General features: G+C 71.3%; 16 protein-coding genes. 3 read left to right on the plus strand and 13 right to left on the minus strand.

Translation table 11 applies throughout. The features are described from left to right. Positions 1 to 67: 67 nt before the first annotated feature. The 6 genes from ACY34J_RS09355 to ACY34J_RS09380 form a co-directional block, all read right to left on the minus strand. Entirely contained in the window at positions 68 to 262 is a 195-nt protein-coding gene (locus ACY34J_RS09355) for a hypothetical protein (protein WP_462724800.1), read from the minus strand. A gap of 236 nt (positions 263 to 498) precedes the next feature. After that, positions 499 to 1194, minus strand: coding sequence for an SIMPL domain-containing protein (locus ACY34J_RS09360; protein ID WP_462724801.1), 696 nt, complete (start codon positions 1192 to 1194; stop codon positions 499 to 501). A gap of 92 nt (positions 1195 to 1286) precedes the next feature. Beyond that, positions 1287 to 2681 carry a lysine N(6)-hydroxylase/L-ornithine N(5)-oxygenase family protein gene (locus ACY34J_RS09365; protein ID WP_462724802.1) on the minus strand — a complete coding sequence of 465 codons (1395 nt, stop codon included), beginning with the start codon at positions 2679 to 2681 and terminating at the stop codon, positions 1287 to 1289. Continuing rightward, the gene (locus ACY34J_RS09370) at positions 2678 to 4099 is read right to left on the minus strand and encodes a pyridoxal phosphate-dependent decarboxylase family protein (protein WP_462724803.1); all 1422 of its coding nucleotides are present in this window, start codon (positions 4097 to 4099) and stop codon (positions 2678 to 2680) included. The genes ACY34J_RS09365 and ACY34J_RS09370 overlap by 4 nt, the downstream gene beginning before the upstream one ends. A 288-nt stretch (positions 4100 to 4387) precedes the next feature. Continuing rightward, complete coding sequence (gene pepN / locus ACY34J_RS09375; RefSeq protein WP_462724804.1) at positions 4388 to 6901, minus strand: aminopeptidase N; 2514 nt, start codon at positions 6899 to 6901, stop codon at positions 4388 to 4390. Positions 6902 to 7241: 340 nt separating this feature from the next. Next, complete coding sequence (locus ACY34J_RS09380) at positions 7242 to 7604, minus strand: chorismate mutase (RefSeq protein WP_462724805.1); 363 nt, start codon at positions 7602 to 7604, stop codon at positions 7242 to 7244. A 495-nt stretch (positions 7605 to 8099) separates the two neighbouring features. Here ACY34J_RS09380 and ACY34J_RS09385 point away from each other — a divergent pair, with 495 nt between their 5' ends. Continuing rightward, positions 8100 to 8996: a hypothetical protein gene (locus ACY34J_RS09385; protein WP_462724806.1), complete on the plus strand. Its 897-nt coding sequence runs from the start codon at positions 8100 to 8102 to the stop codon at positions 8994 to 8996. Positions 8997 to 9141: 145 nt separating this feature from the next. Continuing rightward, on the plus strand, positions 9142 to 9591 hold the full coding sequence (locus ACY34J_RS09390; protein WP_462724807.1) for a CBS domain-containing protein: 450 nt from the start codon (positions 9142 to 9144) through the stop codon (positions 9589 to 9591). Between the two features lie 72 nt (positions 9592 to 9663). Here ACY34J_RS09390 and ACY34J_RS09395 read toward each other — a convergent pair whose 3' ends face one another. Next, the gene (locus ACY34J_RS09395) at positions 9664 to 15636 is read right to left on the minus strand and encodes a WD40 domain-containing protein (RefSeq protein WP_462724808.1); all 5973 of its coding nucleotides are present in this window, start codon (positions 15634 to 15636) and stop codon (positions 9664 to 9666) included. 119 nt (positions 15637 to 15755) lie between these two features. Here ACY34J_RS09395 and ACY34J_RS09400 point away from each other — a divergent pair, with 119 nt between their 5' ends. Further along, positions 15756 to 16958 (plus strand): SLC13 family permease, encoded by a 1203-nt coding sequence (locus tag ACY34J_RS09400; RefSeq protein ID WP_462724809.1) that lies wholly within the window; start codon positions 15756 to 15758, stop codon positions 16956 to 16958. A gap of 104 nt (positions 16959 to 17062) precedes the next feature. Here ACY34J_RS09400 and ACY34J_RS09405 read toward each other — a convergent pair whose 3' ends face one another. The 6 genes from ACY34J_RS09405 to ACY34J_RS09430 form a co-directional block, all read right to left on the minus strand. Then, complete coding sequence (locus tag ACY34J_RS09405) at positions 17063 to 17305, minus strand: hypothetical protein (protein ID WP_462724810.1); 243 nt, start codon at positions 17303 to 17305, stop codon at positions 17063 to 17065. A gap of 305 nt (positions 17306 to 17610) precedes the next feature. Beyond that, positions 17611 to 18954 carry an Nramp family divalent metal transporter gene (locus tag ACY34J_RS09410; RefSeq protein WP_462724811.1) on the minus strand — a complete coding sequence of 448 codons (1344 nt, stop codon included), beginning with the start codon at positions 18952 to 18954 and terminating at the stop codon, positions 17611 to 17613. A gap of 443 nt (positions 18955 to 19397) precedes the next feature. Next, entirely contained in the window at positions 19398 to 21047 is a 1650-nt protein-coding gene (groL, locus tag ACY34J_RS09415) for a chaperonin GroEL (protein WP_462724812.1), read from the minus strand. Positions 21048 to 21141: 94 nt separating this feature from the next. Further along, complete coding sequence (locus ACY34J_RS09420; RefSeq protein WP_462724813.1) at positions 21142 to 22167, minus strand: NAD(P)-dependent alcohol dehydrogenase; 1026 nt, start codon at positions 22165 to 22167, stop codon at positions 21142 to 21144. Next, positions 22164 to 22946 (minus strand): metal-sulfur cluster assembly factor, encoded by a 783-nt coding sequence (locus ACY34J_RS09425; RefSeq protein ID WP_462724814.1) that lies wholly within the window; start codon positions 22944 to 22946, stop codon positions 22164 to 22166. The genes ACY34J_RS09420 and ACY34J_RS09425 overlap by 4 nt, the downstream gene beginning before the upstream one ends. After that, positions 22943 to 23953 (minus strand): amidohydrolase family protein, encoded by a 1011-nt coding sequence (locus ACY34J_RS09430; RefSeq protein ID WP_462724815.1) that lies wholly within the window; start codon positions 23951 to 23953, stop codon positions 22943 to 22945. Before ACY34J_RS09430 ends, ACY34J_RS09425 begins: the two co-directional genes overlap by 4 nt. Positions 23954 to 23985: the final 32 nt, after the last annotated feature.

The following is a 23985-nucleotide window of genomic DNA, read 5'->3' on the forward strand; positions in this document are numbered from 1 at the left end:
ACGGCCTTTAGATGAAAGGTTATTGACAAGAGTTGAATTCGTGCAGGGACCCGCTCCGATGAGCGGATTACGGTGCCTGGAATGGCGGCGTCCGCTCCTCCTCGGCCCGGCCCGCCGCGGCGACCGCCTGTAGCAGCCGCTCCACCTCGGTGGGGGTGGTGTGCGGATTGAGGAGCATGAGCTTGAGGCGGACCTTGCCCGGCCCCTTGCCCGGGAGTTCGGTACGGCGAGCTGACCGGGTGCGCCGCGGGGATGGGCCCACTGCGCCGGGCGGCGCCTTCGGCGAGGGCGTGCAGCACGGTGCGCAGGAGTGGTTCGAGCGCGTGGCGACCGCGGACTCCGCCGGCGAGCGCGGACTCCGGCCCGAGCGCGGTCTCCGGCCCGAGCGCGGGCGGCTGTTCATCCTCGAGGGAGGCGGCGATGTGGGTGGTCATGGGGCGGCCTCCGGGAGGGGAGAAGCGGTGGGGCCACACTCAACCGACTGTCCGCGGGATCGGGTCACAGCTGTGGTGGTGACATGGTGAACCGGGCGTTGACGTACGCGTGGACGGTCTGGCGCTGCGGCTGGAGGTCCAGCGGGGGCGGCTCCTCGGCCTCCGTGGGCCCGGCGTAGGCGCGCATCTGGCCGGGGGCTGCCACCGCGACGGGTACCGCGCGTTCCGCTCCCTCGTCGGCGAGCTCGAGAAGCGCTACGAGCCCTGTCCCCAGCGCATCGGCGTATTCGCGTGCCCGCTGGACCGCGTCCTGTACGGCCTGTCGGCGCGCGTCCCGGTAGGCCGTTGAATCCGGGCGGAGCGCCCACCAGGGGCCGTCCACGCGGGTGAGTTCAAGATCACCGATCCGGGTGACCAGTTCGCCGAGCGCCGTGAAGTCGGAGAGCGCCGCAGACACCAGCACTTGTCCGTGATAGGCACGGACCCGCTCCCCGCGTCCCTTCCCACGTAGTTGCGGGGTGATGACGAACGCTCCGGTCTCCAGCTTTTCCACTGCCGGGCCATAGGACTTGACGAGTTCGACTACGGCGGCGTTGCGCCGCGTCAGGTCCTCCAGTGTTCCGCGCCGGTCGGTGCCCCGGGCGTTGACGGTGATCGCGATCCTGGCGATCTCGGGATCGACTTCGAGATGGGCTTCGCCGCGGACGGAGATGCGCGGGGTTTCGGGTGTGCCGTACGGAGTGGGGCTGGGTGTCGTCATGTCAGCAAACTGTGGCACGCCTGCCATGACAGGTCACCGAAAAGAAACGCGCACCATCGACGGCGCTCAGTTCGCAGGCGTCGGCTGGCGGCTCACACGTGACGGAGTTCCCGTGTTCTGACCGGTGCGCGCCGTTGCCGGGGCGCCTGCGCGGGGGCCAGCCCGAAGGTGGTGTAGGCGGTGCGCGTCGGCAGCGGGTACGGGGTGCCGCCCGTCATGGAGTTGAGGATGGTGGCGCTGCGCCAGGCCGCCAGGCCAAGGTCCGGGACGCCGACGCCGTGGGTGTGGCGCTCGGCGTTCTGGACATACACCGACCCCGTGACCGTACGGTCCATCACCAGCCGGCAGTGCTCGTCGACGCGTGGGCGCTCCGATGCGTCCCGGTGGATGTGCGATTCCAGGGAGGCGAGGAGGGTGTCGAGGCGCCGCTCGCGGTATCCGGTCGCGAGCACCACTCCGTCGGTGGTGAGGCGGCTGCGCGTGCCCTGCTCTACGTGCTCGAGGTGGAGTTCGACCCGGGTGGTGCCGACCCGCCCCGCGGTGCGTACCGTGACACCCGGGGTGAGGACCACGTCCGGCCAGCCGCCGTGCAGGCTGCGCCGGTACAGCTCGTCGTGGATGGCGGCGATGGTCTCGTGGTCGATGCCCTTGTAGAGCTGCCACTGCTGTGGGAGGAGCCGGTCGCGTACGGTCTCGGCCAGGCCGTGGAAGTAGCGGGTGTAGTCGGGCGTGAACTGCTCCAGGCCCAGCTTGCTGTACTCCATGGGCGCGAAGGCGGGCGTACGGGCCAGCCATGCCAGCCGCTCCCGGCCGGGCGGGCGGGCCCGCAGCAGATCGAGGAAGACCTCGGCGCCGGACTGCCCGGAGCCGATGACGGTGAGGTGCTCACCGCCCAGCAGCCGCTCCCGGTGCTGCAGGTATTCGGCGGAGTGGATGACGGGGACCGTGGGGGCGTCGGCGAGCGGGCGCAGCGGCTTGGGGACGTACGGGGCGGTGCCCACTCCCACAACGATGTTGCGGGCGTGGGCGCGGCCCAGGGCTTCGGCCTCGCCGATCGGGTCGACCTTGGTGAAGTCGACCTCGAACAGGTCGCGTTGTGGGTTCCAGCGGACGAGGTCGACCTGGTGGCCGAAGTGCAGGCCGGGGAGGCGTTCGCTGACCCAGCGGCAGTACGCGTCGTACTCGGCGCGCTCGATGTGGAAGCGCTCGGCGAGGTAGAAGGGGAACAGCCGGTCGTGGGCCCGTAGATAGCTGAGGAAGGACCAGGGGCTTTCGGGGTCGGCGAGGGTGACCAGGTCGGCGAGGAAGGGCACTTGGAGGGTGGCGCCCTCGATGAGCAGGCCCGGGTGCCATCGGAAGGCCGGCTGCTTGTCGTAGAAGGCGGTGCGCAGGCCCGGGATGCCGTGGGCCAGGGCGGCGAGGGAGAGGTTGAACGGGCCGATGCCGATGCCCACCAGGTCCAGGACGTGATCTGACTCGCTGGTCATCGAGGGGTGCTTCCTTCCACGATTTTCAGCAGCGTTTCGAGGTCGGCGGGGCGGGTGTGCGGGTTGAGGACGGTGGCTTTGAGCCAGAGCCGTACGGTGCCGGTGTGGGGGTCGGCGGCGTGGGCGCGGCCGAGGACGGCGCTGCCCGCGGCGAGCAGCCTGCGGCGGATGTCGGCGACCAGGGCGTCGTCGGCGCCCACGGGGCGGAACAGCACGGTGCTGAGGGTCGGCGGCTCGTACAGCTCGAAGGCGGGGTGGGCGGCGACGACGTCGGCGAAGCGGTGGGCGGCGGTGCAGGTACGGTTCACCAGCTCGGCGAGGCCTCTGCGGCCGATCGCCCGCAGCGTGACGGCGATCTTGAGGACGTCGGCGCGGCGGGTGCTGCGCAGTGAGCGGCCGAGGACGTCGGGGATTCCGGCTGCGGCGTCGTCCTCGGGGTTGAGGTAGTCCTCGTGGTGGCCGAGGGGGCGCAGGATGGCGCTGTCGCGGACGGTGAAGACACCGGCGGCGATGGGCTGCCAGCCGAACTTGTGCAGGTCGAAGCCGACGGAGTCGGCTCGTTCGAGGCCGTCGAGGCGGACCCCCAGGGTGTCGCTGAACAGCAGCGGGCCGCCGTAGGCGGCGTCGACGTGGAGCCGGGCGCCGTGGGCGGCGCAGATGTCGGCGATCTGCGGGAGGGGATCGATGGCGCCGGTGTCGATGGTGCCGGCGGTCGCCACGGCGAGGCAGGGGCCGGGCTGCTCCTTGAGGGCGGCGTCGAGGGCTGCGGGGTTGAGGATGTCGGCGGGCGTGGGCAGGACGACGGGCTCGGGGAGGCCGAGGAGCCAGGCGGCGCGGCGGATGCTGTGGTGGGCGTTGGCGCCGCACACCACCTGGAGGGGGCCGCTCTGTTTGCTCGCCTCGCGTACGAGCAGCAGGGCGAGTTGGTTGGACTCGGTGCCGCCGGTGGTGATGAGGCCGTCGGCTGTCGGCTCGTGGGGGTAGACCTCGGCGGCGAGGCCGCGGGTGACGCGCGCCTCGAGGGTGGAGGCGGCCGGTGCCTGGTCCCAGGAGTCCATGGACGGGTTGAGGGCGCTGGCGGCGAGGTCGGCGGCGGCGGCGACGGCCAGCGGCGGGCCGTGGAGGTGCGCGGCGCAGCGCGGGTCGGCGGGCTCGGCGGTGCCGGCGGTGAAGGCGTGTACGAGGTCGCGCAGCGCTTCGTGGGCGCCGACGCCGGTCTCGGGGATCAGCGGCTCGGCGGCGGACCGTACGCGGTCGGCGACGGCTTTGGGGCCGCCGGCGGGGAGGGGGCCGCCGCGGTCGGCCGCCCCGGCGGCGAGCGCGTCGAGGACGGTGTCGAGGAGCGGCCGCAGGTGTCGCGGCCCTTCCGGCCCTCCGGCGAGGGTGGGGGCGTGGGTTCCGTCGGGCCACGTGGGCATGGGGCGTGTCCTTCGGCGATGGCAGTCGGGGAGTGCTCAGTCTGTCCGGCGGTTTCCCGGCACGCCCGGCCAGCGGGGGGATCGGCACCCAAAAGGGGTACGGGGCGCGTACCGCTGGTCACTCCGTGTATGGGGGCGCGGGCTAGGTGGCTGGCTTCGCCCGGCGCTTGGTGCCGGGTTTCCTTCCTGCCCACCCACCGCTTGACACCGGCGGGTGGGCGCGCCCGCCGGGGGCGGTCAGCCGCCGCAAGCGTCGGGCGGATACGGAAGGCCGCCCGAGGCGCCAGGTCAGGTGCCGCGGACGTGGAGGGCGCGGCGGAGGTCGTCGAGCTGGTCGGCGAGCCTGCGGCGCAGGGCCGGGACCGGGTCGGCCTCCCGCAGGCACTGTTCCCCCAGCCGCAGCGCCTCGGCGTCCACCACATGGGCGGGGAACGCGTAGCGCCCCAGGGCCTCGGCGATGGCGGCGCCCCGCCGGGCGGAGGCTGCCACGGCCGCCGGGTAGAAGCGCGGCACGTAGTCCCGTACGAGGTCCAGCTGCTCGGGGTGCCAGAAGCCCTCGGCGGTGGCGGTGACGAGGTAGTTGGACAGCTCGTCGTTGTCGAACAGGTCGGCCCAGGCGGCCTCCTTGGCCCGCGGGTCGGGGAGCGCGGCCCGGCAGCGGGCGGCGCCCTCCCGGCCGGTGGCGCTGGGGTCGCCGGCCAGCTCGGCGTCGATGTCGGCGGGGGTGGCCGCGCCGAGGACGCAGAGCCGGGCCAGGGTGCGCCAGCGCAGTTCGGGGTCGAGTGCGGGGCCGCCGTGGACGGTGCCGTCGGTGAGCCAGGCGCGCAGTTCGTTGGGGTCGGCGGCGCTGTCGATGAAGCCGCGTACGGCGGTGAGCCGCAGCCCGGGTGCGGCCTCTTCTTCCCTACGGTCGAGCAGGTCGCGGCACAGGGCGGTGAGGGTCGCGAGTGCGCCGGGCCGGGCGTCGAGCGGGAGGTAGCGGTCGGCGATGTGCACCCGGGCGAAGGCCAGCACGCCTTGGACGATCGCGATGTCGTTCTCGTACGGCAGGTGGGCGCGGGCGGCGTCGAGGTAGGCGGTGGAGGGGAGTTCGCCGTCGCGGACCATGTCGCGGGCGGCGTTCCAGATGACGGCGCGGGCGAGCGGGTCGGGCAGCCCGGACAGGGAGCGTACGACGGTGTCCCAGGAGCCCGCGTCGAGGCGGATCTTCGCGTAGGTCAGGTCGCCGTCGTTGAGGAGCACCAGGTCCGGGCGCCGGCCGGGGAGGGCGAGGGGGCTGGAGTCGCCGTCGCCCGGAATATCGGCCTCGAAGCGTTCGCGCAGTACGAGTGTGCCGTGGTCGGCGTGCGCCTGGTCGTACGCGGCGACGGCGATGCGGTGCGGCCGGCTGCCGGTGTGGCGGACGGCGAGGGACCAGCCGCCGGGGCCGTCGGCGGCGGCGATCTCGGGGGCGAGGGCGTCGACACCGGTGGTACGCAGCCAGGAGTCGGCCCAGGCGTGGACATCGCGGCCGGAGGCGCGGGCGAGGGAGTCGAGGAAGTCGGCGAGGGTGGCGTTGCCGAAGCGGTGCCGGGCGAAGTGGTCGTTGATGCCGGCCAGGAAGTCCTTCTCGCCGAGCCAGGCGACGAGCTGGCGCAGCGCGGAGGCGCCCTTGGCGTAGGAGATGCCGTCGAAGTTGAGGCGGGCGGCGGCGGTGTCGGGGACGCCGTCCGGCTCGGGGGCGACGGGGTGGGTCGAGGGGCGCTGGTCGGCGTCGTAGCCCCAGCTCTTGCGGGCGATGGCGAAGTCGGTCCAGGTGCCGTCGAAGCGGGTGGCCTCGGTGAGGATCTGGTAGCCCATGTACTCGGCGAAGGACTCGTTCAGCCAGATGTCGTCCCACCACTTCATGGTGACCAGGTCGCCGAACCACATGTGGGCCATCTCGTGGGCGATCACCATGGCGCGGGTCTGCCGCTCGGTGTCGGTGACGGCGGAGCGGAAGATGAACTCGTCGCGGAAGGTGACGAGTCCGGGGTTCTCCATGGCACCGGAGTTGAACTCGGGCACGAACGCCTGGTCGTAGGAGTCGAAGGGGTACGGCTCGTGGAAGATCTCGTGGTACCGGTCGAAGCAGCGGCGGGTGATGTCCAGGAGCTCGCCGGCGTCGGCGTCGAGGTGGCGGGCCAGGGACCGGCGGACGTGCAGACCCAGCGGCAGCCCGGCGTGCTCGGCGCGTACGGAGTGCCAGGGGCCGGCGGCCAGCGCCATGAGATAGGTGCTGATGGGCGGGGTGGGCGCGAGCTGCCGGCGGCCGTCGGCCGGGTCGCCGACGCGCCGGGCGATGCCGTTGCCGAGGACGGTCCAGGCGGGGGGTGCGGTGACGGTGACCTCGAAGACGGCCTTGAGGTCGGGCTGGTCGAAGGCGGCGAAGACGTAGGGTGCGTCGGCCATGCAGCACATCGTGTAGAGATACGTTTCGCCGTCGACGGGGTCGGTGAAGCGGTGCATGCCCTCGCCGGTGCGGGAGTAGTGCATGTCGGCTTCGAGGCGCAGCCTGTGCTCGCCGGGGCCAAGGCCGGTGAGCGGGAGGCGGCCGTCGGCGAGGGCGGCGGGGTCGAGTTCCCGTCCGTCGAGCACGGCGCGGTGCAGCCTGGCCGGCCGCAGCTCGACGAAGGTGTCCCCGGCCTCGCGCGCGGTGAAGTCGATGACGGTCGTGGAGCCGAACAGCTCCTCGCCGCGCGTCAGGTCGAGGTCGATCGTGTAGCGGTGCACGTCGAGGAGCCGGGCTCGCGTCTGCGCTTCGTCGCGCGTCAGTACGGACATGCCTGCCATGCTGCCGTATGCCCTGTGGGCGGCGCAGGTAGACGGCCGGGCGGCTCTGCAGGACGAGCTGGGCTTGTCCTGCAGAGCCGGCCGGGCCGTTGGCGGTGGGGCCCGGGCACAGGTCCGGCCGTGCCAGGCGGGCACTTCGCGCCGCCCCCGGCAGGGCATGCTGACACCACGGCAGGCGGACCGGCCGGGAGCCAGGTGACCGGGAGCGGGGCGGAGTCACGTCGGGGGTGACAGCGAAGTCGAACGCCCCGAAGTTCAGGCCGAAGTGGAGTGCTGTGCGCGCAGCCGGCCGCAAGCCTGCTGCTCGTGACGGGGGCGGATCAGTTGTTGATCACTGGGGATCAGGTCGGCGGCCGTTCTCGCTGGTGATGGCGCTGTTGGCCAGCGTCTCGTGGTGGCGGATGACCTCGGCGATGATGAAGTTCAGCAGCTTCTCCGCGAACGCCGGGTCCAGCTTCGCGCTCTCCGCGAGCTGCCGCAGACGCGCGATCTGCCGGGCCTCGCGGGCCGGGTCGGCGGGCGGCAGCTTGTGCTCGGCCTTGAGGCGGCCCACCTGCTGGGTGCACTTGAAGCGCTCGGCGAGCATGTGGACGACCGCCGCGTCGATGTTGTCGATGCTGTCGCGAAGCCGGGCCAGCTCGGCGCGGACGGCGTCGTCCGCGCTGTCGGTGGTGTTCACGGGCTGTTCGGGCATCGCTGGCTCCCCGTCGCGCTTCGCTGGTTCGCGGTTCACTGGTGGCAAACGGCGTCACGGTAACAGGGGCAGGGCCGCCCGCCCCGGCGGGCGGGCGGCCTGCGCGCGTGGGGTCCGAGTCCTGTGCCTGGGCGGCGCCGGGCTGCAGGCTTATGGCGGCGAGCGCGACCGCTCCGGCGGCCGCAGTTCTCTCGAGAGGCTTCAAGAGCTTCTTCAACGGACTTCCTTTCGTGGGGGGTTGCCGGGCCTTTGACAAGCCCATGCCAACAAGAAGCCCCCGGAAGTCGCCCCGCAAAAATCACGTACGAAAGCGGCAGCGCAGCGCAAAACATCCGGACCCCGTGGGGTGAGCCCGCAAACGCGCCTTCGGACTATGTGGAGGGAGTGACGAGGGTGACAAGGGTTGCTTTCCGACCACCCGGGCGCCGCCGGCTACCGGAACTCCCCCGCGCTCAGGGCGCACTCGAGCGCCCGGCACGCCCGTACAGTGGTGGCGTGGCGTCGAGCGGCGAGGTCGTACACGGCTTTCCGCATCTGGAGATGGTGCGGCAGTCCATCACCGCGCTCTATCGGCGGCTGTCCTATGACACCGTTCGCGCCTTCGACACCAGCGTGCTCCCGGCCGATGTGGCCTTCGCCGACTACGACGATTTGTATCTCGGCGTGCACCGGGTGGCCCGCACCATGGTGCGGCACCTACGGCTGCCGGACGCCCGGATGATCGTCACCTTCCGGGACATGGAGCACGCGGCCAATGTCGAACTCGCCGCCGGGCCCGAGTACTTCATCGAGCTGAACAGCCGCTTCCGCACCCACCGCCGGGACATCGGCGCCGCGCTCGCCCACGAGGTGACGCACATCTATCTGCACCGTCTCGGTCTCGGCCTCCCCAGCGTCCGCGACAACGAGATCCTCACCGACACGGCCGCCACGTACCTCGGCGCGGGCTGGCTGCTGCTCGACGCCTACCGCGCGGATCAGCTGTCCTCCCAGAAGCTGGGCTATCTCACCCCGGAGGAGTTCGGCTACGTCCTCGCCAAGCGCGCGCTGGTCTTCGACGAGGCCCCGGAGATCTGGTTCACCAGCCCGCAGGCGTACACCGCGTACGCCAAGGGTCTGGAGCTGGCCCGCCTGGACGAGCAGCGGCCACCGCTGACCACGGCCGGCTGGGTCGGGCGCCGCCGCTACGCCAAGGCCCGGCGGGCGGTCCAGAGCCACATGGCTGTCCCTGAGCCGTCCCACCCGCTCGACAGCTACGCCTTCGAGAGCGGCGCCCAGCTGCGGGTGACCTTCCCCTGCCCGACCTGCCACCAGCGGGTACGGTTGCCGGTCCGGGGCAGGCTGCGGGCGCGCTGCGGGCTGTGCCGTACGGTCCTGGAGTGCGACACCTGACCAGGGGCTTTCAGGCCCGGGCGCGAGGGGGCGGCGGTTCGTTCCGCCGGGGTTTCGAGCGGCGGGTAGCGGCCACTCGGGGTGGGGAGGAGGGAGAGGGCCTCGTCCCTGTCACCCCTGTTGTCGTGGAAAGGAATGTTCGGCCATGGCCACCAAGGAGAAAATGCAAGGCGCGAAGGCACGCGACATCATGCACTCCGGCGCGACATGCGTCGGCGAGAACCAGACGGTCCAGGACGCCGCGAGGATGATGCGCGACCTGAACGTCGGGGCCCTCCCCATCTGCGGGGAGGACGACCGGCTGAAGGGCATGATCACGGACCGCGACATCGTGATCAAGTGTTGTGCAGAGGGCAAGGACCTGAGCAAGGTCCGGGCCGGGGAGCTCGCCGGACCGATCTACTGGGTCGATGCGGACGGCGATGTCAGCGAAGCCCTGAACATCATGGAGCAGCACCACATCAAGCGCGTGCCGGTCATCGACGTCAAGAACAACCACCGCCTGGTGGGCATGATCTCCGAGCACGATCTGGCCCGTAACCTCAGCGACGAGAAGCTGGCCGAGTTCGTGGAGAAGGTCTACGCCCCGGCCTGAGCGGATGAGCCCGCCACTGCCGATGGGTGGGCTGCCTGAGGGCACCCCACCCACGGCACCCACCTGACTCCCTCAGATGCGGGCCTCCATGGGCAGCCTGCTGACACCCGGAAGCAGGCCGTCGAGTTCGCCGGGTTCGAACCGGCACATGCCCACCACATGCCAGAACTCACCCGCGATGTCCCCCTCGTACTTGTAGCCCCCCGAGGGTGCGAGCGCCGCCCAGCCCCCTGGTACGCCGATGAGCGTGGCGCGCAGCGCCGGCTCGCCCTCAGCGGGCATCTCCCACAGCCGGATGGTGCCGTCCTCGCCGCCACTGGCGAGCAGTGAGCCGTCGGGGCTGAAGGCGACGGAGAGAATGCGCCCGGTGTGGCCGGCGAGTTGGCCGGCCTCCCGCCCGGCAACGGGGTCCCACAGCTGGATGACCCGGTCGTCGCCGGCTGTGGCCAGCAGTCGGCCGGCCGGGTGGACGGCGGCGGTCCACAGCCGCCCGGAGTGGCCGCGCAGCCGGTGCACCGGGCGGCCGTCCCGCCAGATGATCGCTTGCCCGTCCCAGGAGGCGCTGGCCAGCCAGGCGTCACCGGGGCCGAAGGCCACGGCGTACACCCGGTCGGTGTGGCCGCCGAGTTCGGCCGTCAGCCTGCTCTCCGCGATGTCCCACAGCCGTACGAACCGGTCGTCGCAGCCGGTCGCCAGCCGCTTGCCGTCGGCGGTGAACGCGATCGAGCGCACCCGCCCCCGGTGCTGGGCCATCGTCGTGACATGCGCTCCTGTGCTGCGGTACCACAGGCGCACGGTGTCATCGTCGTTCGCGGTGGCCAGCAGTTCACCGTCGCCGCTGAACGTCTCGGCCCAGACGTGATCGGTCTCGACGTCGATCTCCCGCTGGTACTCACCGGTGCGGGCGTTCCACAGGTAGACGTCCCCGTCGTTGCTGGCGGTGCCCAGGACGTGGCCCACCGGGCTGAACGCCGCCGAGACCAGGCGGTCGCCGTGACCCGCGAGCTCCCGGACGCGGCGCCCGGTCGACGGCTCCCAGACCCGTACCACGCCGTCGTTGCTGCTGGCCGCCAGGTACGCTCCGTCGGCGCTGAACGTCACGGTCCCGATCCGGCGCCCGTGGCCCCGCAGGATGCGCCGGCCCTGACCGGTGACGGAGTCCCACAGCCGCACCACGGCATCGTTGCCGACGGTCACCAGCAGCGGGCCCGCCTCGGAGGCGCCGGCACCGGCGCGCGGCCGGAACCGGGCGGCCCAGACCGAACCCCGGTGGTCGGCGGGCTGCTGGCGCAGCGGTGCGACGGACCAGGACGTGGCCGCGGACTCAGCCATCTGCGGGGCGACGCGCCACAGACGGACCGTACCGTCGCTGTCCCCGGCCGCCAGCAGTGTTCCGTCAGGGTCGAAGACCACCTGGTACACGGCCCCGCTGCACCCGCTCAGCTGCCCGTCGGCGGTGGCGGGGGTGCCGGCCACCGGATCCCACAGCCGTACCTGTCCGGTGGTGTCACCGCTGGCCAGGAGCCTGCCGCCGGGGTGGAAGTCCAGGGTGTAGACGCGCCCGGCGTGGCCGGTGAACTCGTGCCGCAGCCGCCGGCCGGCCACATCCCACACCCGGACCACGCCGCCGCTGTCCGCCCCGCCCAAGTCACCGGTGGCCAGCAGCAGTCCGTCGGGGCTGAACCGCACCCGGTAGACAGCGCCCTGATGGCCCTCCAGCTCAGCCAGCAGCCGGCCGCTGCTCACGTCCCACAGCCGTACGCCCGCCGCGGCGTCGCCCGTGGCGAGGGTGCGTCCGTCCGGGCTGAACACCGCGGTGTAGACCGGGGCCGCGTGGCCGAGCAGCCGGCGCCTGGCCTCCCCGGAGGCCACGTCCCACACCGTGATCGTGCCTTCCACGTCACCGGTGGCCAGCCGGGTGCCGTCCGGGTCGAGGGAGACGGGCCACACACCGCCGGGGTGGACGTCCAGCCGGTGCAGGCACGTTGCCGAGACCGCGTCCCACAGCCGCACCGTTCCGTCCGCGCCGCCGGTGGCGAGCACGTCCTTGCGGAACTTCACGGCGTACACCCGGCCGATGTGGCCTTGGAGCGTACGCAGCGCCGTACCGGTCGCGGCATCGCACACCAGCACCCCGCCGTCCTCGCTGCCCACCGCGAGCAGTTCGCCGTCCGCGCTGTACGAGACGGGCTCGGGCAGCCGGCTGGTGCGCATGTCGAAGCCGTACGGGACCCCGACCGCGGAGGGCCGGAACCCGGCTTCGACGGGCATGCCCGGAGCGAGGGTGGCCCATGTCAGTTCCGGGCCGGCCAGGGTGTCCTGGTCCGCGGTCGCGTTGATCAGCGCGGCCCGGTTCCAGCGGCTTCGGCCGACGCGGGCGCCGTGCAGATCGGTCCGGACCAGCCGGGCCCGGCGCAGATCGGCGCCGCGCAGATCGGCGCGGGTCAGATCGGCGTCGTCCAGCCGGGCTCCGACCAGGCGGGCGTCACGCAGGACGGCGTCGGCGAGGTTGGCGCCGACCAGCCGGGCGTCGGTGAGGTCGGCGCGGGTGAGGTCGACACCGGAGAAGTCGCGATGGGAGAGGTCCTCGCCGGCCAGGGCGGCGCCGCGCAAGTCGGTGTGGGCGGGCACCCGGAGCCGGGTGAGGACCTTGACCGCGTTGGCCCGTGCGATCTCGTCACCCTCCCCGCGCCGCTGCCCGAGCCCTTCGTCGCCGGACGAGCCGTCGAGGGTGCGTTCGGCCCACTCCTGGCAGGTGCGGTGGTCGGCGAGGTCACAGAGGAACTCGACGGAGAGCTGGCTGAGCGGGCGGCGGGCGAGCAGCGCCTGCTCGCCGCGCCCGAGGCGGGCGGCGGCCTCGCGGGCCACCAGCCACTCGACGACGGAGCCGTGGATGAACTGGAACAGGCCGTCGTCGGTCCGCACCAGCAGACTGCCGGATCCGACGGCGTGTGCCGCCTGGGAGACGGACAGCCTGCTCTCCACCAGGTCCGACAACACCTCGGCCACATCGGTGAGTTCGTCCAGGCGCAGCGCGCTCTGCCCGCTCTCCCACAGCCGCAGCGCCAGGGTGGTGACAGCGCGCCAGAGCTGGTCCAGGTTCAGCCCAGGGGTGCTGCCGGGGCCGCCCTGCCCCCGCTGTTCCTCGTGCTGCAGCCAGGAGCTGAACACCTCCTCGTACAGCCCGGCGGGGCTGAGTGCGCGCCCGGCGCCGGCGACCGCCCGCAGCCGGTCCTGTGCGAGATCGGCGACGAAGCTCAGCAGCCTGGGGTTGCTGCACAGGGCGAGGAGGTCGGGGATGCCTTCGAGCAGCCGGACCCGGCGGTCGGCGGCCTGCTCGTCCCCGTAGCGGTTGACCAGATAGCGGCGGATCTGCTGCGGGGTGAACGACTGGAGGGCCAGCACACGGCGCTGTGGCAGCAGCCCGACGCGGTCGCCGAGCGCGGTCAGCACTTGCGCCTGGGACTTGAAGTGCTGGGTGCGGCTGCTGACCACGATCTTGGCGTTGTCCACCGCGGCGTCGAGCAGCACCTGCAGATGCTCGGCCGCCCGGTCGTAGGAGACCTGGTTGACCAGCTCGTCGAAGCCGTCGAAGAGCAGCACGATACGGCCCTGCCGCAGCATGTACCGGAAGGCCCGCAGATCGATGGTGTCCACCCCGTGGCTGGCCAGGTGGGCGGCGACCAGGCCGTCGAGGGTGTGGGCCTTGTCGAGGGCGCTCAGCTCGATCAGCAGCGGTACGAGGTGGGGCAGTTCCGTAGGTGTACGGCGGGCGAGCTCGTGCAGGGCGAAGGTCTTGCCGTGTCCGAAGTCGCCGAGGAGCAGCACGAAACGGCCGTGGTCGGCGTCGAGCAGCCGCAGCACGTCCTCCACGAGTCCGTCGCGCTCCTCGCCGCCGGGGCGCTCTATCTCGCGGTAGCGCTGCGGCAGGTAGAGCGTCGGCTGGTACCGGGTGTCGGTGCGCAGCCGATCGGTCTGGGCGGCGACGTAGCCGCGCAGGTCCAGCAGGCCCTGGAATTCGGTGAAGCTGCGGACCCGGACCCCGCGGCGCCGGGCCCTGTCCCGCAGTTCGCGCGGCGGCGGTGGTCCGTCGTGGACGAGTTCGGCGTCGGGTTCGGTGTCGGAGGCGTGGACGTGGTCGAGGAAGCGGTCGATGTCCTCCGCTCGCGGGGTGCCGGAGCAGATGGCCACGCGCTGCTGTCTGACGAAGCCGGACTCGGCCCAGGTCACCAGGAGTTGCGGCATGCTGCTGGGCACGTTCCGGATCTGTGCGCCCTCGTGCCGGGTGCGGCATACTTCGGCGACCCGTGCGACCAGGGTGTCCACCGGGCCCTCGACGGCGCGGGCTTCGGGGCCCGGCCGGTTTTCCGCGGCCGGCTCCGCCCCCGGCCCGGCCGGGAGGGCGTCGGAGGCACCGGGGTCCGCCTCGGCCGGTACGTCGCCTTCGGCGCCCGGCGCCTGCGGGGGCGGCCCGAAGACGTGGTGGGCGTGGTGCCAGGTGTTCTTGATCCGCTCGGGCTCCGCCTCCGGCGGCCCGGGCCAGCGGGTGAGCCCCTCCCGGGTGAGGCGCAGCAGCTGGTGGCGGGCGGGGCCTGCGGCGCCGAACACGGGGAGTTCGCCCGATGCGTAGGGGAAGAGCCCTGCGGCGGGTGCGGCCGCTCCGGCTCGCGCGCCCGCGGCGGGCCCGTGCAGCAGCAGGTGCAGCCGGGGAGCGGTCAGCCGGGCGAGTACGTCGATGTCGCGCAGCGGTCCGGGGCCCAGACTGCCGGCGCTGCTTCTGCCCGGACCGGCGGCGGTCCGGCCGTGGGTGTCGAGCGGGTGCCGGAGGGCGCCGATCCGCAGCCAGCCGTCGTCCTCGTACGGGCGCAGCGCCTGCGCGAACCAGGCGGCCTGCTCGGGGCCGAGCCAGCCGTACTGATCCTCGGACCGGTGGCTGTAGGCCATCGAGGAGTTGAGACCGGCGATGACGGTGCGCAGTTCCGGGACCGGGAACAGGCTCCACGGCTGGTCGCTGTCGAAGACGGCGTCGAGGCCCTGGTAGAGCTCCTGGAACAGCCGGGCGTAGTGCCGCCACTTGGGCCAGTAGGGCGGCTTGGGCTGCATCTCGTCGGCTTCGCAGTTGTTGAAGTACGCCTGGCAGGCCGCCCGGCTGACGTCCTGTCCGCCGGGGACGACGGCGACCCGGTGGGCTTCGAGGCCGAGGCGGGAGCGGAGGCCGGTGAGAAAGGTGAGGGCCTGGTCGCACTCGCGTGGGCTGCCGGACGCGGTGAGGTCCCCGGTGACGACGAGGAGGTCGGGGGCGGGGGCGCCGGCGCCCGTGAGTTCGACGAGGTCGCCCCAGATGGCGGCCTGGAGTTCCGCGGGGTCCGTGCCGCGGCCGAAGGACGGCCCGGCCAGGTGCAGTACGGACACGGCTTCCCGGGAGTGGTTCACCTCGGTGGCCTGCGGGTAGCGGGGCGCGGTCGCCGGGCGGCGGCGGCCGCCCCAGCCCGGTCGGGCGGGCGACCGGTCGGCGGACGACGGGTGCCACATGGCGCCGGGCCCGGCAGCGGCGTTCACCGCCGGTCCCCCGGGGAAGCCGGGCCGGGCGGTGGGCCGGGCCCGGCCTTCGAGTGCCTGGGCGACGCGGGTGAGCAGCAGGTCGCGGGCGGTGTCGGTGTCGGTGACCCCGACAAGATCGACGTAGGTGATCGTGGCGAGCAGGCCCTCGACGGGGATGTCCTCCACGCGGACGGTGAGCAGTCTGCGCTCGGGTACGTCGGGGTCGGCGCGCAGTGCGGCCTGCCATTCCATCCGCCCGTAGCGGGAGCGCTCGTAGTTGCGGGAGAGCACGGCGATGACGGCGGCGGACTCGCTGACGCCGCGGTCCATGAAGTCCACGAAGTTGGTGCCGGGAACGAAGTCCCAGGCTTGCAGGACCGTACGGTAGCCGGCCTCTTCCAAGATCCAGGCGATCCAGGAAGCCCATCGCTCGTCGGCCGGTGAGTAGCTGATGAAGAAGTCCAACGGCCGTGATTCCCCTGCGCGTTCATGGTGCTGCACCATGTCTGCCATCCTAGGAACCGGCGTGACCTCCTGACAGTGGATCGCGTGGTTCCTGCCCGGGCGCGCCGGATTCGAACGCACCATCGTCATGGGCCCTTCCGTCGCACCGCTTGTGTGCCATGCTCTTGGTTGTGCGTGTCCTACGAGGCTTACATCCGCTGGACTGGCTGGCCGGGGGGATCCTCGTACTCGGCCTGCTGTTCCTGGCGACAGGCTTGCTGCCGCGGGAGTCGGCCGGTGATGCGATGGTCCGCATCGGCCCGCTGCTGGCGTTTTTGGGCACGGTGATCGTGCTGGCCGAACTCACCAGCGAGGCCGAGGTGTTCGACGTGGTCGCCTCGGGCGTGGCGCGCGCGGGGCGGGGAGATTACGGGCGACTGTTCGTCCTGTGCGTGGGGTTCGCCTCGATCACGACGATCACTCTCAATCTGGACACCACGGCGGTGCTGCTGACCCCGGTGATGCTGGCACTCGCCTCCCGGGTGGGGATCGCCGCGGTGCCGCTGGCGATGACGACGGTGTGGCTGGCCAACACCGCGAGCCTGCTGCTGCCGGTGTCCAACCTGACGAACCTGCTGGCCGCGGACCGGGTCGCCCTGTCCCCCACGGAGATGGCGGCCACCATGTGGGCTGCCCAACTGGCCGCCATCGCGGTGACCATGGGCTGCCTGTGGCTCTTCTTCTGGCGCCGCGGACGGCGGGGTGCCGACGACTACGCTCCCCCGGACCTGCACCGGCCGGCGGACCCGGTGCTGTTCCGGGTGTGTGCCCTGGCCTGTGCGGGTTTTCTGCTGGTCATGCTCGTGGCCGAGGTGCCGCTGTGGGTGGCGTCCACGACCGCGGCGGCCGTCGCGGTCGTCGCGTTCGCCATCCGCCGCCGCTCGGCCCTGCGGCTGTCGCTGGTGCCGTGGCGGCTGCTGATCCTGGTGCCCGGGCTGTTCCTGGTGGTGGAGACGGTCAATGTCAACGGGCTGCATGACGTGCTGACTTCGGCGGTGGGACCGGACGGGGGCGTGCTCGGCATGTTCCGGGCCTCGGCTGCCGGCGGGGGCCTGTCCAACCTTCTCAACAACCTGCCGGTCTATCTGGCGGGCGAGTCGGCCGTGCCCGTCGCGAACCATGAGCAGCTGCTGGCGCTGCTCATCGGCACCAACGTGGGCCCGGTGGTGACGCCGTGGGCATCGCTGGCCACCCTGCTGTGGTTCGAGCGCTGCCACGCACAGGGCGTACGGGTGCCGCTGAAGAGCTTCATGGCCACCGGCGCGGTGCTCGCGGTCGGTGCCCTGCTGGCCTCCACCGCGGCGCTGGCGGCCACGAGTTGAGCGGCTCAGAGCTTCGCCTGGCGCGCACCAGGCAATATCCGTTCCGGCTCGCATCGCCGTCGGCATCCGTACCGTGGTTCGCGCTGCGGTACTTTGACACACGTTCAGGTGGCCGCGAGATCGGTCAGGCCGAGGACCGCCAGGCCAAGGAGCGCCAGGGTCAGGCTCCACCGGAGCAGGCAGGACGCGTGGCTGCTCCACCAGCGCACGCGGGGCATGGCCGAGGGCGGAATCAGGTTCCAGTCCACGCGGCGCAAGGCGGCTTTGTAGAGGACCATGGCCACGGTGCCCCATACGCCGGCCATGGCCAGGGGGCCCGCGATCGCCCGGAGTGTGGTGACGTCCACTGCGGTCTCCTTGTCGGGGGCTGAGTTTCGGGGTCGTGGACGCGGACAGCGCGGCGCTCGGGACCCCGCCCCCGGTCGGCCGGCGATGGACGGGGCCGCCGCGGCCCCGGGGTCGGTCTCCGCGCCAGAAGACCCACCCTGACCTCGAACGCCTCGCGGACTCCCCGCACTCGACATGTAGTGGGCGTGGCGGCGAACCCGGAGAGCTGCCTTGATGGATCGTGTCTTCTTCGGAGATTCAACGCGGCGGGTGGCCATTGGCGTGTGCAGCGCGCGGCCTGATCAGGTGGCGCCGCGCGGCCTGATCAGGTGGCGCCGGTCGCGGTCAGGTAGATCAACACGAGGTTGAGCGTGATGATGGTGACGGTCACGACCGCGGCAGCCACCGTTACCAGACGCCGGTTTGCGTAGGCACCCATGACGCTGCGGCGGGAAGTCAGTACGACCAGCGGTACGAGGGCGAACGGGATCCCGAAGGAGAGCACGACCTGGGAGATGACCAGTGCCTGCGTCGGATCGGCCCCAACAGCAAGCATCACGACGGCCGGGATCAGCGTGACGACCCGACGGATCACCAGTGGGATCCGTCGGCGCAGCAGGCCCCCCATGATGACTGCACCGGCGTAGCATCCGACTGCGGTGGAGGCGAATCCTGACGCCAGGAGGCCGACGGCGAAGAGCAGCGCGATCACGCCGCCGAGGTTGGTGCTGACCGCGGCGTACGCGCCCTCGAGGGAGCCGTCGGTCTCGCTGTCCTGTAGTGCTGTCGCTGCCAGCAGCAGCATGGCCAGGTTGACGGCGCCGGCTACCAGCATGGCCATGCCCACGTCGTACTTGGTCGCGGACAACAGCTTCCGTCGCTGCTCGCCCTCTTGTCTTCCGTGCCGGTCCCGGGCCAGCGCCGAGTGCAGATACACAGCGTGAGGCATAACGGTGGCGCCGAGCATGCCCGCTGCCAGGAGGACGCTGTCTGCGCCGGCGAACCGGGGAATCAGGCCGTCCACGGCACCCGATGCCGATGGAGGGGCCACGAAGAGTCCGGCGAAGAACCCCAGGGCGATCACTGCGAGCAGGCCGATGACCACCCGCTCGAAGGGCTGCTGTCCGCGTCGGCTCTGCAGGGCCAGGAGCCCGGTCGACACCAGGCCCGTGACCAGCCCTCCGGCGAGCAATGGCAGATCGAACAGGAGATACAGAGCGATCGCCCCGCCGAGTACCTCGGCCAGGTCAGTGGCCACCGCCACCAACTCGGCTTGCGCCCAGTAGGCCAGCCTGCCGGCTCGGGGCATCCGGTCGCGCAGGGCTTCTGGCAGTGACTGTCCAGTGACCAGTCCCAGCTTGGCCGACAGGTATTGCACCAGGCAGGCCATCAGATTTGCTGCCACGACGACCCACACGAGCATGTAGCCGTACGTGGCGCCGGCAGTGACGTTGGTTGCCACGTTACCGGGATCGACATAGGCGATCGCGGCGACGAACGCCGGCCCAACCAGGCGGAGCCGCTGCAGACGAGACGGAGCGGAGCCTTGGAGGTCTGCCCCTGCGGCCAATGTGGATCCGGTGGTGTACATAGGCTTTATGGCCCTTTCCTTTGTGCCCTTTCGGCCCGCGGTTTGCCGCACGCCTGCTCGCCGGCGGCCGGCCCCCAAGCGGCGTATCCCTCAGGCATGGTCTGCCCCCTCGATCGTGCGAACGGCGAAGCCCATGCACGTGGTGATCGCGTCCGAGGTAACCGGGACAATGGGTCCGATGTCGTGAACGTCGTCCTCGGCATCACCCGCACGATGCGTCCCTCGACGCTGGAGTTCATGGACCGGCCTCCCTCAATGCGGTGGAGGACATCACGCGGATGGGGTTGGACCGCGACGCCGCCGGGGACAGCGGCGCGATGCCTCACTGGCTGCGGCCGTGACGTTGGTGGCGAAGTTGCCCGGGCCGGCGTAGGCGACGGCGGTCACGCACGCGGGCCCGACGAACTGCACCATCCGGTGTGCCGGGAGGCAGCCGCCCCGGTGACTGGCCCACGGCCGGGTTGGTCTCGGGTGGGTCATGAACACGGCGGCTGCCTCCCTGGCTTCCGCTTCTCCGGCGGTCAGTAGATGTTCGAAGGCCGGACCATGCCCTCGGCCAGGTCGCCGAAGCCGGGTGCCACGATCGCGCCCGGGTTCTGGACGATCTCCTCGACCACCAGCGTCTCAGTGGTGAGCAGCAGCGCCGCGATGGAGGCCGCACTCTGCAGCGCCGAGCGGGTCACCTTCAGCGGATCGATCACGCCGAGGGAGAACATGTCGCCGTACTCCCCGGTGAGCGCGTTGAACCCGTGTCCCGCGGGCAGCGCAGCGACACGGTCGAAGACCTCCTGGCCGTCGTAGCCTGCGTTGATCGCGATCCAGCGCAGCGGCTCGCCGAGCGCGCTGCGGACGATGTCCCGCCCGGCGGAGGTGTCACCGGTCAGCTCCAGCCGGTTCAGCGCGGGCTCGCACTGTGCCAGTGCCGTTCCACCGCCGGCGACGATCCCCTCCTCGATGGCCGCCCGGGTGGCGGACAGCGAGTCTTCGACGCGGTGCTGCGTCTCCTTGAGCTCCACGCCGGTGGCTGCGCCGACGTGGATGACGGCGACGCTGCCGGACAGGCGGGCGATACGCAGCTGGAGGTTGTCCTGGTCGTGCTCGTTCTCGGCCCGCTCGAGCTCGCGCTTGATCTGTTCGATGCGGCCCGAGACGACCTCCTGCGAACCCGCGCCGCCGACCAGTGTGGTGCTGGACTCGGTAACGGTGATCTTGCGGCAGCGGCCAAGCTGGTCCAGCCGCACCGAGTCCAGGCTCAGGCCCGCGTCCCCGGTGACGACTCGTCCCCCAGTGAAAGCGGCGAGGTCCTCGAGCTCGGCGATGCGCCGGTGGCCGAAGCCCGGCGCCCGCACCACCACTGACTTGAAGGTGTCGTGCACGTTGTTGGTCACGAGCATGCCCAGGGCCGGGCCCTCCACGGTCTCGGCCAGGATCACCAGCGGACTGCCGCTGCGGGTGACCTGTTCCAGCAGCGGCATCAGTGTCTGGACCGTGGAGATCTTCTCGTTGGTGAGCAGGATGTAGGGGTTCTCGAAGACGGTTTCCATCCGGTCCTTGTCGGTCACCATGTAGGGCGAGACGTAACCGTGGTCGAACTCCACGCCGTCGGCGAAACTCACATCGAGCCCGAAGGACGGGGATTCCTCCACCGTCACGACCCCGCTGCGGCCGACGCGGACCATCGCGGTCGCGATCGTCTCGCCGATCTCGGTGTCGTTGTTGGCCGAGAGCGTGGCCACGTGGGCGAGGTCCGCCTGGCCGGCGACCTGCCGGGTGTTCTCCTGCAGGGCGTCGACCACCGCGGCGACCGCCTGGTTGATGCCCGCCTTGAGCAGCATCGGGTTCGCGCCGGCGTCCACCGCGCGCAGCCCTTCGCGTACGAGTGCCTGGGCCAGCACCGTTGCGGTGGTGGTGCCGTCTCCGGCGACGCCGTTGGTCTTGTTGGCGACTTCCTTGACCAGTTGGGCGCCCATGTTGGCGAACGGGTCGCGCAGCTGGATCTCCCGAGCGATGGTGACGCCGTCGTTGGTGATCGTGGGCGGGCCGGTCAGCTTCTCGATGACGGCATTGCGTCCCTTGGGGCCCAGCGTCACCTTGACCGCGTCGGCCAGGGCGTTCACGCCCCCCTCGAGGAGCCGTCGCGCCTCGAGGTTGAAGCGCAGATCCTTTGCCATCTTTCGTAACCGCCTTTCGAGCCGGTGGTCAGGGGGTGCAGCGGTTGCCGCGAACGAACGGCCGTGTCCTGCGCGGGGAGGCAGGATTACGGGGTCAGGGGACGAGGATGGCCCGGCCGCGGACCTTGCCCTCGTCCAGGTCCTGCAGGGCCTTGGCGAAGTCGGTCAGGGGGTAGCGGGCAGTGTGCAGGGCGACCTTGCCCTGGGCGGCCAGGACCATCAGTTCGGCCAGATCGGTGTAGGAGCCGACCAGGTTGCCGACGAAATTGATCTCGGTGGAGATGATGTCGATGGTGGGCACCGTCAGGACCCCGCCGTAGCCGACCACGTGGTAGTCGCCCGCCCGGCGCAGCATGGCCACACCGTCCTCGAGGGCGCCGCCCTCGCCGACGAAGTCGATGACCGCTTCGGCACCGTGTCCGCCGGTGAGCTCCCGTACGTGCTCCACCTGGGTGCCGTCGGCGACGACGGTGTGGTGGCTGCCGATGGCCTCGGCGAGCTTGAGCGCCTCCGGCGAGCGGTCGACGACGATCAGCTCGGCGGGACTCAGCGCGCGCAGGGCCTGGATGCCGATGTGACCGAGTCCGCCGGCGCCGATGATCACCGCCTTCTCGCCCGGCGCCAGCCGCCGCACCGCCTTCTTCACTGCGTGATACGCCGTCAGGCCGGCGTCGGCGAGCGCCGCGACATCCGCCGGGGCGAGCCCGCCCTCGAGCTTGACCACGGCGCGTGCGTTGGTCTTGATCAGTTCGGCGAATCCGCCGTCGGCGTCGATGCCCGGGAAGGCGGAGTTCTCGCAGTGCACATCGTCGCCGCGGCGGCAGGCGGGACACAGTCCGCAGGTGACCAGGGGGTGCAGGATCACCGGGTCGCCGACGGCCAGTCCGGTCACCGCGCTGCCGATCTCGTGCACCCACCCGGCGTTCTCGTGGCCTTGGATGTAGGGCAGCGCAACACCGGACTTCTCCGCCCACTGGCCCTCGACGATGTGCAGATCGGTCCGGCACAACCCGGCTCCGCCAACGCGGACGATCACATCCAGCGGCCCGGTAATCGTCGGTTCGGGTACCTCCTCGATCGCAGGTGTGCGGTGGTACTCGTGCAGTCGCACAGCTTTCATGCGGCGCCTCCTGCCATGCTTGTCGTGATGCGGTCCCCGAGGCCGCCGGTTCGGCCGCCCGCCGGGGTGTCGGTCGTGGGCTCGGGGGTGCCGTAGCGGGTGGCGAGCAGCCCTGTGCACATCTGGGTGTTCGCGTCGATGCCCACGGCGGTGGTGCGGCCCCGCCTCAGGTGGGTTTCCATGCCGGTGGGGAGGACCCGCCGTCCGTGCTCGTCGGTGAAGACCGGCTCGTCGCCGCCGGTCGGCAGGCCCAGGGCCCTGCGCCGGCGGACCAGGGGGGCCGTCAGCTGGTCGGACAGGTCGCGCAGCCGGGCCTCGGCCATCTGCCGGGTGGTCCAGCCCAGTTCGGTCAGCCGCTTGCCCAGCCGTCCCTGCGCGGCCAGATAGCCCTTGCGCCGGAAGATCATTCGCAGCTCGGCCGGCTCCTTCTCGGCGTGCTGCGGAAACGATCCCGAGAACCCGGCCTTCGCCGCGACCCCGGAGTTGATCTCGTCGGCGGCGAAATGGTCTTCCAGCCTGACCTCGGCCCCCTGGACTCCGGGAACCGCGCGCACCGCCTCGTACGCGTCGGCCACCATCAGGTAGGCGAAGTTCGGTGCGCAGAAGTACGTCGGCAGCCGGAGCCGTACCAAGGCGGTGCACGCCGATGAGGCGTCCTCGCGCACGCTCGCCTCGGTCACGAAGCCCAGATCGGTGATCGCCCGATCCAGTTCCGGGTCGTGCACTGTGCCCAGCGCGTCCCACACCTGTGCCTCGAGCGGGGTCCGGGTGGTGGTCATGCCGTCGCCCCCGCGTGCGACTGCGGTGCCGGCACCTCGGCGGGAACCTTGAGGTCGTAGAGCCTGGCGGCGTTCAGGCCAAGGATCTTGCGCTTGACGTCCGGGGTCAGCACGCCGTACTCGGACTGCATGTCCTGGGGGATCTGGAAGTCGACGAACCTCTCGACCAGCCACTTGGGGTGCCAGATGGCGTAGTCGCTGCCGAACAGGATCCGGTCCTCGTCCAGCCAGTACAGCAGCTCGCCGATGATCTGGGCGAAGTAGCGCGGCCGGCTGTGGATGAAGGGCATCGCTACGGCGAGTCCGCCGTAGACGTTGGGCTCCTGCGTGCCGATCCAGCAGAAGTCCTCCAGCCGGGGAAGGCCGACGTGCTCGATGACGAAGTTCAGGCCGGGGAAGTCGGTCGCTGCGGCGTCGACATCGGACACGTCGAAGGCGTCGCGGTCCAGCGGGTAGACCGTCGGGCCCTTGTGGATGTGGATGTTGGTGATGCCCAGCTGTTCGCACTTGGCCAGGTACCGGTAGGACCAGTCGTCGGTGAGCTTCCACCCCCTGGAGTCGCCCCGCCACTCGGCGGTGTACAGCTTGACGCCCTTGAGGCCTCCGCCCTCGGCCAGCGCTTCGAGCCTGTCCAGCCCGGCCTCACCGTCCCGCGGGTCCCAGGCGTCGTTGAGCACGAGCTTGTCGGGGTGCTCCGCGCACAGCGCGAGTGCCCTGTCCCGTTGGTGGAAGCCGCGGGTGTAGAAGTCACTCAGGTACGCGGGCTGGAAGATCGCGGTGTCCACATGGCCGATGTCGAACAGGTCGTGGACGAAGTCGGCCTCGGAGTACTTGCAGAACTTGTCCAGCGGCCACAGCCACTCAGCGGGGCTGAGGTTGCGGTGGTAGTCGTAGAAGCACTCGATGAAGCCCTTGCCGTGCCGGTTGGCCTGGTTTTCCGGGCTGCCGTCCCACAGGGCCACGTGGGCGTCGACGATGTAGTACGACTCGCCGTCCTTGGTGTACATGTGCCTGCCTCGATTCGCGTGGGTTGGGGGGC

This window comes from Streptomyces sp. HSS9-12, from assembly GCF_054963655.1.